15 protein-coding genes and 1 tRNA gene are annotated in these 15929 nt (G+C 74.4%); 10 read left to right on the top strand and 6 right to left on the bottom strand.

Going from position 1 to position 15929, the window contains the following annotated elements:
• Positions 1-8 precede the first annotated feature (8 nt).
• From AYX06_RS08435 to AYX06_RS08425, 4 genes are all read left to right on the top strand, one after another.
• Positions 9-81 (top strand) — tRNA-Phe (locus tag AYX06_RS08435).
• Positions 82-186: 105 nt separating this feature from the next.
• A complete protein-coding gene (locus AYX06_RS08430) occupies positions 187-660 on the top strand; it encodes a hypothetical protein (RefSeq protein ID WP_147017361.1) in 474 nt (157 codons plus the stop codon).
• Positions 661-724: 64 nt separating this feature from the next.
• Positions 725-880, top strand: a complete 156-nt coding sequence (locus AYX06_RS19735; RefSeq protein ID WP_157093456.1) for a hypothetical protein — start codon at positions 725-727, stop codon at positions 878-880.
• Positions 877-1374, top strand: coding sequence for a hypothetical protein (locus AYX06_RS08425; RefSeq protein WP_062735395.1), 498 nt, complete (start codon positions 877-879; stop codon positions 1372-1374). The genes AYX06_RS19735 and AYX06_RS08425 overlap by 4 nt, the downstream gene beginning before the upstream one ends.
• Positions 1375-1385: 11 nt before the next feature.
• On the opposite strand, the gene AYX06_RS08420 is transcribed toward AYX06_RS08425, so the two are convergent.
• Positions 1386-3092, bottom strand: a complete 1707-nt coding sequence (locus AYX06_RS08420) for a glycoside hydrolase family 13 protein (protein WP_062735394.1) — start codon at positions 3090-3092, stop codon at positions 1386-1388.
• Positions 3093-3347: 255 nt separating this feature from the next.
• Between AYX06_RS08420 and AYX06_RS08415 the strand changes: the two genes are divergently transcribed.
• The 6 genes from AYX06_RS08415 (at position 3348) to AYX06_RS08390 (ending at position 10431) form a co-directional block, all read left to right on the top strand.
• Positions 3348-4895, top strand: coding sequence for an ABC transporter substrate-binding protein (locus tag AYX06_RS08415; RefSeq protein WP_062735393.1), 1548 nt, complete (start codon positions 3348-3350; stop codon positions 4893-4895).
• 52 nt (positions 4896-4947) lie between these two features.
• Complete coding sequence (locus AYX06_RS08410) at positions 4948-5889, top strand: ABC transporter permease (RefSeq protein ID WP_062735392.1); 942 nt, start codon at positions 4948-4950, stop codon at positions 5887-5889.
• Positions 5882-6727: an ABC transporter permease gene (locus AYX06_RS08405; RefSeq protein WP_062735391.1), complete on the top strand. Its 846-nt coding sequence runs from the start codon at positions 5882-5884 to the stop codon at positions 6725-6727. Before AYX06_RS08410 ends, AYX06_RS08405 begins: the two co-directional genes overlap by 8 nt.
• Positions 6720-8345, top strand: a complete 1626-nt coding sequence (locus AYX06_RS08400; protein WP_062735390.1) for an ATP-binding cassette domain-containing protein — start codon at positions 6720-6722, stop codon at positions 8343-8345. Before AYX06_RS08405 ends, AYX06_RS08400 begins: the two co-directional genes overlap by 8 nt.
• Positions 8332-9633, top strand: a complete 1302-nt coding sequence (locus AYX06_RS08395; RefSeq protein ID WP_062735389.1) for an MFS transporter — start codon at positions 8332-8334, stop codon at positions 9631-9633. The genes AYX06_RS08400 and AYX06_RS08395 overlap by 14 nt, the downstream gene beginning before the upstream one ends.
• Before the next feature lie 354 nt (positions 9634-9987).
• Entirely contained in the window at positions 9988-10431 is a 444-nt protein-coding gene (locus tag AYX06_RS08390) for a hypothetical protein (RefSeq protein ID WP_147017363.1), read from the top strand.
• Positions 10432-10627: 196 nt separating this feature from the next.
• Here AYX06_RS08390 and AYX06_RS08385 read toward each other — a convergent pair whose 3' ends face one another.
• The 5 genes from AYX06_RS08385 to AYX06_RS08365 form a co-directional block, all read right to left on the bottom strand.
• Positions 10628-12109 carry a phospholipase D-like domain-containing protein gene (locus AYX06_RS08385; protein ID WP_062735387.1) on the bottom strand — a complete coding sequence of 494 codons (1482 nt, stop codon included), beginning with the start codon at positions 12107-12109 and terminating at the stop codon, positions 10628-10630.
• Between the two features lie 108 nt (positions 12110-12217).
• Positions 12218-12751 (bottom strand): hypothetical protein, encoded by a 534-nt coding sequence (locus AYX06_RS08380; protein WP_062735386.1) that lies wholly within the window; start codon positions 12749-12751, stop codon positions 12218-12220.
• Between the two features lie 366 nt (positions 12752-13117).
• Positions 13118-13684, bottom strand: a complete 567-nt coding sequence (locus AYX06_RS19730) for a hypothetical protein (RefSeq protein ID WP_147017365.1) — start codon at positions 13682-13684, stop codon at positions 13118-13120.
• Between the two features lie 66 nt (positions 13685-13750).
• A complete protein-coding gene (locus AYX06_RS08370; RefSeq protein ID WP_062735384.1) occupies positions 13751-14998 on the bottom strand; it encodes an MFS transporter in 1248 nt (415 codons plus the stop codon).
• A 58-nt stretch (positions 14999-15056) separates the two neighbouring features.
• Positions 15057-15929, bottom strand: coding sequence for a hypothetical protein (locus tag AYX06_RS08365; RefSeq protein WP_062735383.1), 873 nt, complete (start codon positions 15927-15929; stop codon positions 15057-15059).

Raw genomic sequence — 15929 nt, 5'->3', positions numbered from 1 at the left:
TGTGCCGGGGCTCTGTAGCTCAGTTGGTAGAGCGTACGACTGAAAATCGTAAGGTCACCGGATCGACGCCGGTCGGAGCCACCGCGGAAGAACCGCCGGTCCCCACGGGGGCCGGCGGTTCTTCTCATGTCCGGCCCCCTCACCCGCTGCCAGCCCGCGCCGAGGTTCGCTCCGTATTCTGGAGCCGTGACCCGCCCGTCCCGACGCCCGAGCGCACCCGGCGCAGTGCTCGTTCCCGCCGTGCTGTGCCTGCTCGCCCTGACCGGATGCGGCACCGGTCAGCAGCAGGGGTTCGTCCTGGAGCCGGTGCCGGGACCGACCACCCCCGCCCCGGCCCCTCCCGGGGACTCCCCGGGCCCGGAGACCTGTTTCGACGTCGCCGGCGCCTACACCGCCCTGATGCTCGTGCCGCTGTCCACCGACGGGCCGCACCCCGGCTTCGACCCCGGCCGGGCGGCGGACTCCGTGCAGCAGCTCGCCCCCGGGATGCCCGCCGATCTCCGGCCGGCCTTCGACACCGCCGTGGCCGATCTGCGCGCCGCGGGCGACTCGCTGCAGCCGGTCGAGCTCGCCGGTCTGCAGCGCACGCTCGCCCCGGTCGACGACTGGCTGCAGCGGCGCTGCGGCGGGACCGCCCCGCCCACGGACCGACCCAACTGATCAGCTTCCTGTCTATACTGGCCGCGGGCCGCCCGGGCCGGGTGCCCGAACGGAAGGAGCGACCATGAGCGAGCAGCAGCGGGAGCAAGGACCGGCGCAGGAACCGGGGCGCGGGCCGGTCGGGGACCAGCGCGAGGACGGCGTGGTCGTCGAGCCGGGCGCCGAGCTGGACCGCGACCTGGCGCGACAGGGGCTCGAGGACGAGGGGGACCGGGCATGACCGCCGCCTCCCGTCCGGACCTGCTGCTGCGCGCCGCCGGGATCGGCGCCGCAGCCGGGGTGATCGGCGCCGCCGGGATGGTGGTGGGGGAGAAGGCCGAGCAGGCCCTCACCCGGCGCCCGAACTCCTACGTCCCCGGCCGTGCCCTGCTGACCCTGCTGGGGCAGCACCCGGGCGACGACGAGCGGCCCCGGGGCTGGAACTCCGTGATGCACTACGGCACCGGGGCCGCCCTGGGCTCCCTGCGCGGCGTGTGGGCGGTCACGGGCATCCGCGGCGGGTCCGCCAACGCGTGGCACACCGTGGTCCGGCTCGCGTTCGACCAGACGGTGGAGAACGCGACCGGTGTGGGCGCCCCGCCGGCGTCCTGGCCGGTCCAGGAGCTGACCGTCGACGTCCTGCACAAGGCGGTCTACTCGGTGCTGACCGGGGCGCTGGCCGACCGGCTGCTCGCCCCCGTGCTCGCCTCGGGCCGGGGCCGCACCAGCCACTGACCCGCCGCGGGTCAGTCCGCCAGGCGCACCCACACCGCCCGCTCGGGCCGCAGCGCGCCGTCGGCCACGGCGTCCTCCCGGCTGGCCACCAGCAGCTCTCCGGCGGGCAGAGGCACCGGGGCGGTGCCCAGGTTCGCCGCCACCAGCACCCGCTGCCCGGTCTCGGTGGTGCGCACGAAGGCGAGCAGGCCCGTCGCGGCGTCGTGCGCCTCGTGCCAGGCGAACGCGCCCCGGCCCAGGCCGAGCTCCCGGCGCAGGGCGATGGCGGTGCGGTACAGCGAGTGCGTGGACCCGGGGACGCCCACCTGCAGGTCCGCCGCCAGCTCCCCGAAGGCCTCGGGCTGCGGCAGCCACGGCTCGGGGCCGAAGCCGTGGCCGGGCTCACCGGCGGCCCAGGGCAGCGGCACGCGGCAGCCGTCGCGGCCGATCTCCTCGCCCCCGGTGCGGGCGAACGCCGGGTCCTGCCGCAGCTCGGCAGGCAGCCCCGTGTGGTCGGGCAGGCCCAGCTCGTCCCCCTGGTACAGGTAGGCGGAGCCCGGCAGGGCGAGCTCCACCAGGGCGGCGGCACGGCCCCGGGTCAGGCCCTGGTCGTGGTCCGGCTGCTCGCTGTCCGCGTCGATCCCCTTGGGATAGGCGATCGGGTCCGAGAGCCCGAAGCGGGAGACGTGCCGGACCGTGTCGTGGTTGGAGAGCACCCAGGTGGTGGGCGCCCCGACCTTCGCGGACTCGGCCAGCGAGTCCCCGATCGCCCGGGACAGCCGCGCCCAGTCCCACCCGGCGACCAGGAAGTCGAAGTTGAAGGCCTGGTGCATCTCGTCGGAGCGCACGTACATGGCCAGCCGGTGGGCCGGCTCGACCCACGCCTCGGCCACCATCATCCGGTCGCCGTCGTACTCGGCGAGCACCCGGTGCCAGTCGCGGTAGACCTCGTGCACCCCGTCCTGGTCGAAGTAGGGGCTGCCGGTGCTCATGGGGGTGTCCGGCTCGTCGTGCTCCCGGGCGTCGTGCTCGCCCTCCACCATGTGCACCTGGTGGTCCCAGTCCGGCAGGCCCTCGGCCTTGACCAGACCGTGGGCCACGTCCACGCGGAAGCCGTCCGCGCCGCGGTCCAGCCAGAAGCGCAGGACGGAGCGGAACTCCTCCCACACCTCCGGGTTCTCCCAGTTGAGGTCCGGCTGGGTGCTGTCGAACAGGTGCAGGTACCACTGACCGTCCGGCAGCCGCGTCCACGCCTCACCGCCGAACACGGAGCGCCAGTTGTTCGGGGGCAGCTCGCCGTGCTCGCCCCGGCCCTCCCGGAACATGTAGCGCTCCCGCTCGGGGCTGCCGGGCCCGGCCGCCACGGCCGCCCGGAACCACTCGTGCTCGCTGGAAGTGTGGTTGGGCACGAGGTCCACGATCAGCCGCATGCCCAGCTCCGCCATGCGGGCGCGCATCCGGTCGAAGTCCTCGAGCGTGCCGAAGCGGGGGTCGATGTCCCGGTAGTCGGAGACGTCGTAGCCGGCGTCGTGCTGGGGGGAGACGTAGAACGGGGACAGCCACAGGGCGTCCACGCCCAGGTCCGCCAGGTAGTCCAGCCGGTCGATGATGCCGGGGATGTCACCCATGCCGTCACCGTTGCCGTCGTTGAAGGAGCGCGGATAGATCTGGTAGATCACCGCGGAGCGCCACCACTCTCCGGCGGCGGTCGTGCGGGGCGTCTCGGCCTGCTGCGTCATGGAACTCCTCGGGATCGTCCAGGCGGGGGTGTCCGTCCCCTACTGTGCCAGGCCGCCGGTGCGGTGTCAGCCCGGACGCGCCCGGGTGCATATGACATGCGTGACGGGCGGCGAAACCCGTGCCGCTTCATGACGGGGCCCGGCGCCCGAGTGGACCCGGGGGTTAGGTTCCCCTAACCTTTCCCCCGGGGTTTTACCGAACTCTTCCGTGTCCTTATTCCCTGCCGTCCTCGGGCGGCGACCTGAGGTGGTCCCGTGCGCTCTCCGCTCCGGTCCGCGACGCCCGTCGGGCTCGTGGCTCTTCTCGCCCTGTCGGGCTGTGGCTTCAGCGGCGAGGAAGGAGGTGCCGCCCGGGCGGCCGACCGCGAGCAGCGGATCGTGGTGGACAACTTCCGCGCCCCGGTCGCCGACTGGGCGCTGGAGAGCGACGCCGCCTACATCCTGTCCCTGTCCGGGTGCCTCGAGACCCTGACCCGCTACGACGAGGCGGCGGGCGAGATCGTGCCGGCGCTGGCCACGGAGTGGGAGCAGGTCTCGCCCCTGGAGTGGGAGTTCACCCTGCGGGAGGGCGTGCGGTTCCAGGACGGCACGGCGCTGACCGCCGACGCGGTGGTGACCTCGCTGCGGACCGTCCTCGACGCGGAGGTCCCGGCCCGCGCCTTCAGCCCCGCCGTGGTCAGCGGCGTGGAGGCCGTCGACGAGCGCACGGTGCGGATCACGACCCCGTCCGAGAGCCCGCTGGTGCCGTACCGCCTGGCCAGCGTCAACACCGGGGTGCTGGCGCCGGCGGCCTTCGAGGGCGGGTCGGTGGACCCCTTCGGGCACTGCACCGGGCCGTTCACCCCGGTGTCGGAGCAGCCCAAGCAGTCCCTGACCGTGGACCGCAACGAGGACTACTGGGGCGGAGAGGTCCAGCTGGCCGGCGCCGAGGTCCGGTTCATCACCGACGGGGCGACCCGCGCCACGCAGGTCCAGACCGGGGAGGCGGACGTCTCCCTCTCCATCCCGGCGGCCAACGTCGCCGCGCTGGAGGCCGACTCCGCCGTCGAGGTCCTCAAGGCCGAGTCCCCGCGCACCGCGACCCTGTACATGAACAACGGCCGGGCACCGTTCGACGACGTCGACTTCCGCAAGGCCGTCCGCTCGGCCCTGGATCTGGACGCCCTGGCGGCCAGCGTCTACGAGGGGGCGGCCCTCCCGGCGACCGGGCCCTTCGCGCCCTCCGAGCCCTGGGCGACCGAGGGCGCCGAGGCCCCGCAGCAGGACGCCGACGCCGCGAAGGAGCTGCTGGCCGCCGCCGGCTACACCGCGGAGCGGCCGCTGGAGATCATCGCCATCGTGGAGCGGGCCGAGTTCGCCGACGTGGCCACCGTCATCCAGGAGAACCTCAAGAGCGTCGGGGTCCCCGTGACCATCACGACCAAGGAGTACGCCGCCGTGGAGCCGGACCTGCTGGCCGGGGACTACGACATGGTGCTGAGCCAGCGCAACCGCCTGATCGACATCGCCGACCCCATCGGCTTCCTCACCGCCGACTACACCTGCGAGGGCACGTACAACCTCAGCCACTTCTGCGACGAGGACTACGACCGGCTCGTGGCGCAGGCCGCCGGGACCGCCGACACCGAGCAGCGCTACGAGCTGTACGCCCGGGCCGGGGAGATCCTCGAGGAGCAGGCCGTGAACGTCTGGCTGGTCAACGAGCAGGCCGTCGACGCGGTCCGTGCCGATCTGCAGAACCACCGGCAGGACCCGCTGTCCCGGTACGTGCTGCGCGCGGAGACCACCAAGCCCGCCTCGTGAGCACCACCGGCAGCACCAGGACCCCGGGACGACCGGAAGGACGGGACCGCGCGTGACGGCCTTCCTCGCCCGGCGGACGGCGACCCTGGGGATCACCGTCCTGCTCGCGTCCTTCGTGGTCTTCCTCATCCCCTACGTGACACCGGGGGACCCGGTGCGCAAGATCATCCGGTCCCGGGTGGCCGGAGAGGTGATCGACGACTCCGTCGCCCAGGCCCTGGCCGCCGACCTGGGACTCCAGGACCCCCTGATGATGCAGTACCTGCGGTGGCTGGGCCGGCTGCTCGGGGGCGACATGGGGCTGTCCTACGCCAGCCGCACCCCGGTGGCCGAGCAGGTGCTGCCCGCCCTGGCGGTCACGCTGAGCCTCGTGGTGATGACCCTCGGGGCGGCCGCGGCGGTCTCGGTGGTCCTGGGCGTCGTCGCCGCGCTGCAGGAGGGCCGGGCCGCCGACCGGGTGATCACCACGGTCACCCAGGCGTTCATCGCCGTGCCGGAGTACTGGCTCGCCCCGGTGCTCGTGCTGGTGTTCGCCCTCAACCTGTCGCTGCTGCCCTCCGCCGGGTGGTCGGGGCCGTCCTCCGCGGTCCTGCCGGTGGCCGTCCTCGCGCTGCGGCCGACGAGCTACTTCACCTCCGCCGTGCGCGAAGGAGTCCTCGACGCGCTGGGCGCCGAGCACGTCGTCGCCGCCCGGGCCCGCGGCCTCGGACGGGTCCGGACGCTCCGGCGGCACGTGCTCCCCAACGGCCTGCTGCCCCTGACCACGCTGGTGGCCGTCTGGTTCGCCGGGCTGCTGGGCGGATCCGTCATCGTGGAGGTCGTCTTCGCCATTCCCGGCATGGGGCGGCTGCTCTACGACGCGGTGCGCAACAGCGACATCCCCCTGGCACAGGGCGGCGTGGTCGTCGTCGTGGGCCTGGCCGTCCTGCTGACCACCGCCGCCGACCTGGTCCACGGCCTGCTCAACCCGCGGCTCAGGGGGCGCCGTGCGTGAGCGCCGCGCCCTCGTGTGGGCCGCGTCGGCGGTCCTGGCCCTCGTCGTGCTCGCCGTGGCCCTCGCACCCTGGCTCGCGCCCCACCCGCCGGCCGCGCAGGACCTCACGGCCCGGCTCGCCCCGCCCAGCGCCGCCCACTGGCTGGGCACCGACCACCTGGGACGGGACACGCTGAGCCGGCTCCTCGACGGCGGGCGGTTCTCCCTGACCGTCGCCGCGCTGGCCACGGTGCTCACCGCGGTGACGGGCACCGCCATCGGGGTGCTCAGCGCCCGCCGCCGGGGCTGGCTGGACGAGCTGTTCACCCGGACCAGCGACGTCCTGCTGGCCCTGCCGGAGATGGTCGTGGCCCTGTTCCTGGTGGCCGTGCTCGGTCCCGGCCACCTGTCCCTGCTGCTGGCCCTGACCGTGACCGGCTGGACGCCGTTCGCCCGGCTGGCCCGGGCGCTGACCTACGACGTCTCGGCACGCGGCTTCGTGGAGGCCGCCCGGGTCCTCGGCTGCTCGCCCTCCTTCATCGTGCTGCGCCACGTCCTGCCGCACCTGGCGGGGCCGCTGCTCGGGCAGGCCACGCTGCGCTTCGGGCAGTTCCTGATCACCGTGGGAGCCCTGTCCTACCTGGGCCTGGGGGTGCAGCCCCCGCAGTCGGACTGGGGGGCGATGCTGGCCGCCGCCCAGCCGTACGCGGCCCGGTCCCCGCTGACGATCCTCGCCCCCGGGCTGGTGGTCTTCGTCGTCGCCCTGTGCGTCACCCTCGTCGGCCAGCGCCTGGCCCGGGCGACGAGCACCCGCATGGTGCTCTCCTCCGCGCCCTCCCGGACGGTGCCGGATGCCTGAGGGGCTGAGCGTCGAGCAGCTGCACGTCAGCCGGCGAGGGCCCTCCGGAGCCCCCCGGCCGGTGCTGTGCGGGGTCGACCTCGCCGTGGCGCCGGGGGAGTTCGTGGCCCTGGTCGGCGCCTCCGGCAGCGGCAAGACGATGACGGCCATGTCCGTCCTGGGCCTGCTGCCCCCGCAGGTGCAGCTCGACTCCGGATCGATCCGGCTGGGCGGGAGCGACCTCGCCCGGGCGGGCGAGGCCGAGCTGAACAGGGTCCGCGGCGGGCGGATCGGCATGCTGTACCAGCAGCCCAAGCGGATGTTCAATCCCCGCCGGACCGTCCTCGAGCACCTGCGGGAACCCCTGCGGCTCCACGGCGGGCTCCGGGGCGGGGCGGCCCGGGAGCGGGCGCTCGAGCTGCTGTCCGAGGTGGGCTTTCGGGACCCGGAGTCCTGCGCACGCGCGCACCCCCACCAGCTCTCCGGAGGCATGGCCCAGCGGGCCATGGTGGCCCTCGCCCTCGCCGGCCGGCCGGAGGTGCTGCTCGCGGACGAGCCGACCTCCGCCCTCGACACGGTCCTCGAGCGGCAGATCCTCGAGCTGCTCGACCGGGAGCGGCGCGACCGCGGGCTGGGGGTGCTCTACATCAGCCACAACCTGGCCACCGTCTCCGCCTACGCGGACCGCGTGGTGGTGCTCGACGCCGGGCGCGTCGTCGAGGCGGGCCCGGCCGGAACCGTGCTCAACCGTCCCCGGAGCGCGTGCACCCGGGCCCTGCTGGAGGCGGCGGCCCTGACCCCCGCCGGCACGCCGCCGCCCGCCGCGGGAACGGGTGCCGCGCTGGCGCTGGAACGCGTCACCAAGACCTTCGGCACGGGCCGGCGCCGTGGGCGCCCTGCCCTGGAACAGGTCACGCTCGAGCTGCGCGACCGGGAGATCCTCGGGGTCCTGGGCCAGTCCGGCTCCGGGAAGAGCACCCTGGCCCGTCTGGCCGTCGGGCTGGAGACCCCCGACGCCGGACGCGTCGCCCGGGCGCCGGGGGCGGCCGAGGGCGCCGGTCCGGTGAGCACGGCCGTGCAGCTGGTCTTCCAGGAACCGCACGACTCCTTCGACCCCCGCATGCGGCTGCGCACCAGCCTGGAGGCCCCCCTGCGGCAGCACAGGGACCTCACCGCGGAGGAGCGGGAGGCCCGTCTCCTGGACGCGGTGCGCGAGGTGGAGCTCGACCCCGAGCTGCTGGAACGGCATCCCGGCCAGTGCTCGGGCGGGCAGCTGCAGCGGCTCACCATCGCCCGGGCCCTGCTGCTGGAACCGTCGGTGCTCATCTGCGACGAGGCCACCTCGGCCCTGGACGCGGCGACCCAGCGCACCGTCCTGGACCTGCTGCTGCGGCTGCACCGGGACCGGCCGCTGTCGCTGATCATGATCTCCCACGACCTGGGCGTCATCCGCTACATGAGCCACCGGGTCGCGGTGCTCCACCACGGAGCCCTCGTCGAGCTCGCGCCGACCCGCGAGTTCTTCGCCGCGCCCCGCCACGAGCACAGCCGGCAGCTGGTCGCGGCGGCCCTGCCCCGGGTGTGCGCGATCCTGGACCACCACGCCCTGGCGTCGGAGCACCGTGATGTCCCCGCCTGATCCCCGGGCCGAGACCCGCACCCTGCTCGGGGCCCAGCTGGTGTTCAACATCGGCTTCTACGCCGTCATCCCCTTCCTCGCAGGCGCCATGGGCACCGAGTACGGCCTGGACGCCGCCGCGATCGGGCTGGTGCTCGGGGCCCGCACCTTCAGCCAGCAGGGCATGTTCCTGTTCGGCGGGCTGCTGGCCGACCGCTGGGGCCCCCGCCGGGCCATCCTCACCGGCTGCCTGGTGCGCATCCTGGGCTACGCCACCCTGGCGGCGGCCTCGGACTTCCCCCTCTTCCTGCTCGGCGCGGTCCTCACCGGCGCCGGGGGCGCCCTGTTCTCGCCCGCGCTGGAGTCCCAGCTCTCCCACGCCGACCAGCCGCCGGCCGGAGGTCCCGGGCCCGGGGGCGCGGGCCGGCGGTCGGTGTTCGTGTGGCTGGCGATCACCGGCGAGCTGGGCGCGGTGCTGGGCCCCGTGCTGGGCACCGCCCTGCTGGGCTGGGGCTTCGACGCGGCGCTGGCGGCCGGAATCGCGGTGTTCGCCCTCGTGACCGTCCTGCTGTGGTTCCGCCTTCCCGCCGACCCCGGCCGGCCGCCGCGGGGCCGGGACGCGGTGGACGCGGGCACGGGCCGACCCGGACCCGCCCTGGAGTGCCTGCGCAACCGGCGCTTCGTCGTGTTCTGCCTGCTCGCGGGCACGAACATGCTCGCCTACAACCAGCTCTACTTCACCGTTCCCGTCGACCTGGGCCGGCGCGGCCTGGACGCGGCCTGGCTGGGCGCGCTGTTCCTGCTCGCCTCGGCGCTGACCCTGCTCCTGCAGCTGCCGGTCTCCGCCCTGGGCCGGCGGATGGGGCCGGGGCGCGCCCTGTCGGCCGGGTTCCTCCTGGTCGCCGCCGCGTTCGCCACCGCCGCCGTCACCTCGGTGCCGGCGGGAGCGTCCGAGAGCTCCGTGCTGCCGGTCATGGCCACCGTCGCGGTCCTGATCCTGGGGCACATGCTGCTCACCCCCACGATCCTGTCCCTGATTCCCGGCTTCCTCCCCTCCCCGGGGGCCGGCGCCGGCCGGGGCGCCTACTACGGGCTGGCCGCCACCTGCGGCGGTGTCGCCGTGCTCGTGGGCAACGCCGGGCTCGGGATGCTGCTCGAGCTCACCGCCCGCCACCACTGGTGGCCCGGCACGCCGTGGATCCCCCTGGCCCTGCTCGCGCTCCTGGCCGCCGCGGCGCTGCCGGTCGTGCTGCGCGGCCACGGCCGCGACCGTTCTTCCGTCGAGGCGCCGTCCCGCACCGCTCCCTGAGCCCCGCCGGTCACGAGCCCGGGGTTCCTCCGGCCGGTGCGGACGGGTGCGGACGGGGCCTGTCCGGACGGGGCGGCGGCCGATCCTGCGTCCTGGACTCCCCGACGAGAGCGCGGGCACCAGCACGAACGGGTCACGATTCCCGCAGAGGATGCGCGGCAGGACCTCGGAAGGTCCGGGGCAGAGGCCCCGTCGTCCGCTGTCGTGGTGTGCCATGGGAGGAGGGCGGGGCTGTCCGGTCCTTCGCGACCGGCGGCTCCCACGCCCCGACCGGGTCCGGCAACCAGCGCGGCCGGACCGCGATCCAGGACCGACCACCGTGCGCACTCCGTCACCGCAGCACCGAGGAGGACCATGATGACCCACCGCACCCCGACCCGCCGCACCCCGACCCGCCGCACCCTGCCCCTGGCCGCCGCCGGCCTGACCGGCGCGCTGCTGCTGGCGGGATGCCAGGGCGAGACCCGGCTGACGGAGCTCGACCAGTCCCAGGTCGCCACCGAGGAACTGGTCGGGAAGGAGATCACCCTGACCAACGAGGTGGACGGCATCTACGGTGAGGAGTTCCTGACCATGGGAGACGAACAGACCGTCGTCTTCGTCGAGGACATGCCGGCCGATCTGCGCCCCGGCGACGAGGTGGAGGTCACCGGCACCGTGGCCGCCGGTGACCTGTTCAGCGATCCCGGGGACCGGGAGCGGCTGTACCGGCTCACCGACGAGCAGACCGCCAACTACCTCGTCAACCGTGAGACCGAGCCCTACCTCGTCGACGCCACCGTCACCGTCGCCGGGTAGGGCGGTCGGGCAGGGCGGTCGGGCAGGCCACCGGTCCGGTGCCGACGGCCGGCAGGACGGAGTTCCCGCCCACCGCGGGGCGCGTCCTCGTCCTGGCGGTCCTGCCCGGCGGCCCGTTCCGCGGCCGGTCCCCGTGCCCGTCCCCGGGGGAGTCGCGGCCCGTGGCGGATCGGCCGCCCCGCAGGGCTTCCCCGCGCTACTGCAGGGCGGAGGTCAGCCGGGCGGTGTTGTCCAGGTACTTCTGGTACCAGGGCCTCGCCAGCCAGTCCGCCAGCTCCAGCTCGTGGCTGTTCTCCCGGTATCCGGCCACGACCCCGTCCAGCCGGCCCACGAACTCGGCACCGACGACCAGGAGATTGACCTCGTGGTCGAGCACGAAGGAGCGGATGTCCATGTTCGAGGAGCCCACCACCGCGGTCAGCTCGTCGATCAGCACGAACTTGGAGTGCAGCACGTAGGGGGCCCGGTAGAGGTGGATCCGGATCCCGTCACGGATCAGACGCTCGTAGAAGGAGCGCTGGGCGTGGTGGGTGAGCACGTGGTTGGAGGTCTCGCCCATGTACAGGTGCACCTCCACCCCGCGGCCCACCGCGGTGCGCAGGGAGTTGTACATCGAGTCCTCGGGCACGAAGTAGGGGCTGCACACCGTGATCCGCTCCCGGGCGGTGGCGAAGAGGTGGTTGAACAGCTGCAGGTTCGACTCCTGGCCCAGGCCGGGCCCGGACGGCAGCACCTGGCAGGCCAGCTCCCCGCCGCCCGGTGCCGGGTCCGGGGCCGGAGGCCGGTCCGTGTCCAGGACCATGTCGTCGGTCTCGCAGTACCAGTCGGTGGCGAACAGCGCGTCCAGGTGCCCCACCGCCGGGCCCTGCACACGGACGGTCAGCCCGATCCACTGCAGGCCCTGTCGCTTGTTCCGGGTCTTGTTGTAGCTGCGGTCGATGACGTTCTGCGACCCGGTGAAGGCCACCGTCCCGTCGACCACGAGGATCTTGCGGTGGTTGCGCAGATCCGGGCGCTGGTACTCACCGCGCCAGGGTCGCACCGGCAGCATCCTCCGCCAGTCCACCCCGGCGTCCTCCAGGCGGCGCACGAGCTGCCGGTACCCGGGGTAGCCGGCCGCGCCGAGGTGGTCCACGAGCACCCGCACGGTGACCCCGCGGGCCCGGGCCTCCTCCAGGGCCGCGATCACCGGCTCGGTCGTGGCATCGGCCACGGCGATGTAGAACTGGAAGTGCACGCAGCGCCGGGCTTCCCGGATCGCAGCGGCCATCGCGGCCAGTGAGGCGTCGTAGTCGTCGAGGACCTCCATGCGGTGCCCGCCGGCCACGGGGAAGGCGCCGTTGTGCTGATTCAGCCGCACCGTCTCGGCCACCCGGTCCGGCAGCCGTTCGAGCAGCCGGGCCCCGTCCTCGGCGTCCCCGGGGTCGATCCTCCCCACCACCTCCTGCTGCTTCCGCTGCCGGGCCTCGGGCAGATCCGCCCGGCCCAGGGCCAGGAACACCAGCCCGCCGAGGATCGGGAAGAAGAAGATCACCAGCAGCCAGCCCCACGCCGCCGAGGGCCGTCGGTTGTGCGGCACCGTGCCCAGGGCCAGCAGCCGGATGACCAGGTCCACGGCGAAGAACGCGACCGCAGCCCACGGCGGCACGGTGTTCCACAGCAGGTGGGCGAAGTCCATGGGGCGGTGCCTCCGGGGCGTCGGGACAGGGGCGTTCGGGGCCGGCCCTGCCGCGTCGGCGGCCGGGTGTCCTGAGCCGCGAGGCTCGGGGCGCCGGGCCCTGGCGATCTACTGCTCGGGCAGCAGTCGGACGGAGTCGGCCTCGACGTAGGGCTGCTGCTCGTGGTCCTGGTAGAGCTCGTCGGTGAAGTCCTCCTGGGCCTGGTCGTCCAGGGTCGAGGGGTCGAAGGACCGCTGGACCGTGCCGACGACCTCCACGGCCTGGCCCTCCTCGACGTCGACCTGGTCCATGTCGTAGAGGACCAGCAGCGGGTCCACGGTGTTCTCCGCCGCGCCGGCGATCACCAGGCCGTCGTCGCCGATGACGTCGTCCACCTCGGCGGAGAGCGTGACCTGCTGGCCGACGTAGGTCTCCCGCGCGTCGTGGAAGCCCTGGTCGTAGTCGCCGACGAAGGTGTCCCCGGCGGTGGAGCTGTTCTGCGGGGCGGGGGAGGACTCCAGGACCTCTCCCTCGCTGACGTCCTCGACGTCGGTGCCGGTCTCGGGGCCCTCGGTGCTGCACCCGGTCAGGCCGAGCGCGGCGACCGCGGCGAGTGCGGCGGCGGCGGTGCGGGCGGTGGAACGGCGTTCACGGGCGGTCATGGAGTGCCTCCTGGTGCGTTGCTGCGACGGGTCCGGGCGGGCCCGGTGTGCAGGAAACCGTCGATGGACCGACAGACCGTAAGCACACTGAGCGGGGCCTTTCAACAGCCGAGGCGCTGTCCTGCCGGCCACGTCCGGAAACGTGACCGGTCCGTGACGGTCTGTGCAGGGACCTCGCCGCGCGCGTTGTGGTGGCGCCCAGGTCGGGGGTCATCACGTCCGCGGGCGCAAAGGCTCCGCCGGCATCTCAGCCGATCGCCGAGACGGCCGCGGGGACGACCTCGTGCCGCACCGCGCCGGGGCGGCGAGCGGATTCCCCTGGGAACCCGGGGGCCTCTGTCCGCACGCTCCCGGCCCGGGCGGGGATCAGGTCCCGGCGCGCCGCGCCCAGCGCAGCACCAGCAGCCCGGCGACCAGAGAGCCGCACATCCCGGCGAGCAGGTCCACGACCGTGTCCGTGTAGCCCACGAGCATGCCCTGCGGGCTGATCTGCTCGACCACCCACTCGTAGTACTCCCACAGCACCGCCGCGGTGGTGCCGACCACGCCCACCCACACGACCGGGGCCCATCCCCGGACCGGCCGTCCGGTCTCCCGGGCGTCGGGCAGCAGGCGGGCGTCCACCAGCAGGAAGTAGGACACCGCCGCCAGGCTGCCGGGGGTCAGGACATGGACGACCGTGTCGAAGTGCGGGACCTGCGCGTACCAGTGCTGCACCGAACCCCACATCGCCAGGAGCACCAGCACCGCGAAGGCCGCCACGAAGCCGGTGGGCACGCGCGCCCGCCGGGTCAGCAGCAGCACCACCGTCACCGCCGCGAAGCGCAGCATCCCGTCCCAGTGCTGGATCAGGCCCAGGCCCACAGCACTGGCCACGGCCGCGGCCACCGCCGCGCCGAACACCCACGCTCCCGCTCTGCCGCTCGTGCTCATCCGTCCACGCTACGGCCCCGGCCCCGGGGACGGCCACCACCGGGGCCGACGGCGGCCGGGCTGCCGCTACGGCCGGGGCGGGCCCGCGAGCTCGTCGTCGACCCAGCGCGGTGCGGCGGCGACCCAGCCGGCCGCGACGAGCACCAGGCCGGTGCCCATCAGCAGGACCAGGGGGACCGTCCAGCTGCCGGTGGCCTCGTGCAGGGCGCCCACGGCGAAGGGGCCGACCGCGGCCAGCAGATAGCCCACCGGCTGGATGAACCCGGAGAGCCGTGCGGTGATCCGGGGATCCCGGGTGCGCGCGGTGAGCAGGGCCAGGGCGGTGGGGAAGGCGAAGCCCCCGACCCCCAGCAGCAGGGCCCAGACCCAGGGGACCGTGGCGGGCGCGAGCATCAGCCCGAGGTAGCCGGTGACCATGCAGGTCCCCAGTCCCGCGATCCAGCGCCGCAGGTGCGGGGAGCCGGCCACGAGCAGGGGCATGAGCAGCCCGCCCGGGATCCCCATCGCGGCGATCAGGGCCATCAGCAGACCGGCACGCGCCTGGTCCAGTCCGCCGTCGCGGTAGATCTGCGCCACCCAGCCGAACTGGACGTAGGCGTGCATCGACTGGATCCCGAAGTACACGCACAGGGCCACGGCGGTGCGGGACCGGGCGATCGCCGCCCCCGGCCCCCCGGGCAGCGCCCGGGACGGTGCCGTGGCCGCCTCGCGCCGGTCCCGGGCGGTCACCAGCAGCCAGGGGAGCAGCGCCACCAGGGCCATCAGGCCCCACAGGCCGAGGGCGGCCCGCCAGCCCTCGGGGCCCCGGGCGGTCAGCGGCCCCGCCGCCAGCAGGGGCAGGGTGGCGCCCACGGCCAGGCCGGTCGTGTACACGGAGTTCAGCGCGGCGGTGCGCCGGCCGCCGTGGCGCTTGATGAAGGCCGGCACCAGGATGTTGCCCACGGCCATGCCGGCGAAGCCCAGGACCGTCAGGGCCAGGAACACCGGCACCGAGCCGGTGACCGCCCGCCCCAGCAGCCCGGCGGCGACCAGGGCGAGGCCGGCGGTGACGGCGCCGCTGATCCCCGTCCGGCGGGACAGCGCGGCCGCCCCCGCCCCGGCCACCGCGAAGGTGAGACCGGGCAGGGCGGTGAGCACCCCGGCCATCGTGGGGCTCAGCCCGAGGCCCTGCTGGATCTCGGCCAGGACCGGGCCCACGGACGTGGCGCCGGGACGGAGATTCACCGCGACCAGCACGACCGCGGCCACCACCAGCCACCGCGGGACGCGGGCAGGGGCGGGGAAGCGGTCCGGGGGCGGGGTGGGCGGGTTCACCGGGCAGTTCTACCACGGGAACCGCCGGGCCCCGGACGGGTGGTCCCCGCCGTGGGGCTCAGCTGGCGCTCTCCAGGTGGGCCAGGGGCAGCCAGCGGTGCATGAGCCGGCGGAAGGCCACGGCGGCGCCGTTGGCGTCCCGGGACGCCAGCAGCTCCACGGCGTCCTCGAAGTCCTGCGGGCTCTCGTCCGGCTGGAACGGGTCCGCGAGCGCCCCGTAGTGCAGGACCACCAGCGAGTTGGCGGAGAACGCGCCGAGCCACCGGCCGAGGTGCGTGAGGTCGTCGGCGAGCTCCTCGAGGTCCTCGCCGCCGGCGTCCTCGACCACCTGCGCCGCGTGCGCCACCCGCAGGGTCGCGGTGTCGACCGGCACGGCGCACCGGTGGACGCGGTTGCCGTGGTGGAAGCTCTCGGTGTGGTCCTCCGGGGTGAAGAGGGCGAACCACGCCATGGGCACCGTGAACGCCGACTGGCGGGCGTGGACGGGCACGAAGTGCTCCCGGGTGACCTGCTCGCCGGCGGCCCGGACCACGTCCTCGGGAATGAGCAGGTTGGGCAGGGGCTGGCCGCCCTCCTCCTCGGCGAGCGCGACGAGACGCAGCGAGCGCCGCAGCCGCTGCGGGGGGTGGTACACGGGGAAGTCCCCGACGCCGGCGGCGAGCATGTCCCGGCCCCGGGGTGCCGCCGAGAACGGCAGGGTCCACAGGGGCTCCACCGCCGGCGGCAGCGGCTCCTCGCCCGGCTCGGCCAGGCGGGCGAGCTGCTCGGTGAGCTCGTTCACCCCGGCCTCCTCGGGCGGCAGCGCCCGGGGCAGCAGCGGCGCGTACACGGCGTCGAGCTCCTCCGCGGGCACGTAGACGCGGAGGGCGAACTGGTGGGGGACTCCCGTGGCCGAGCGGAACGTCCGGCCGACCTGCAGCAGCTGGGCCAC

This window comes from Kocuria turfanensis (genome assembly GCF_001580365.1).
GTDB lineage: Bacteria > Actinomycetota > Actinomycetes > Actinomycetales > Micrococcaceae > Kocuria > Kocuria turfanensis.
The sequence above is the reverse complement of the archived record's forward strand: the minus strand, read 5'-3'. Positions and strand labels throughout refer to the sequence as shown.

Excerpts from the sequence above, each read along its gene's own strand:
- AYX06_RS19735 (WP_157093456.1), top strand. The coding sequence starts at position 725 with ATGAGCGAGCAGCAGCGGGAGCAAGGACCGGCGCAGGAACCGGGGCGC.
- AYX06_RS08425 (WP_062735395.1), top strand. The coding sequence starts at position 877 with ATGACCGCCGCCTCCCGTCCGGACCTGCTGCTGCGCGCCGCCGGGATC.
- AYX06_RS08420 (WP_062735394.1), bottom strand. The coding sequence starts at position 3,092 with ATGACGCAGCAGGCCGAGACGCCCCGCACGACCGCCGCCGGAGAGTGG.
- AYX06_RS08400 (WP_062735390.1), top strand. The coding sequence starts at position 6,720 with ATGCCTGAGGGGCTGAGCGTCGAGCAGCTGCACGTCAGCCGGCGAGGG.
- AYX06_RS08395 (WP_062735389.1), top strand. The coding sequence starts at position 8,332 with ATGTCCCCGCCTGATCCCCGGGCCGAGACCCGCACCCTGCTCGGGGCC.
- AYX06_RS08390 (WP_147017363.1), top strand. The coding sequence starts at position 9,988 with ATGATGACCCACCGCACCCCGACCCGCCGCACCCCGACCCGCCGCACC.
- AYX06_RS08385 (WP_062735387.1), bottom strand. The coding sequence starts at position 12,109 with ATGGACTTCGCCCACCTGCTGTGGAACACCGTGCCGCCGTGGGCTGCG.
- AYX06_RS08380 (WP_062735386.1), bottom strand. The coding sequence starts at position 12,751 with ATGACCGCCCGTGAACGCCGTTCCACCGCCCGCACCGCCGCCGCCGCA.
- AYX06_RS19730 (WP_147017365.1), bottom strand. The coding sequence starts at position 13,684 with ATGAGCACGAGCGGCAGAGCGGGAGCGTGGGTGTTCGGCGCGGCGGTG.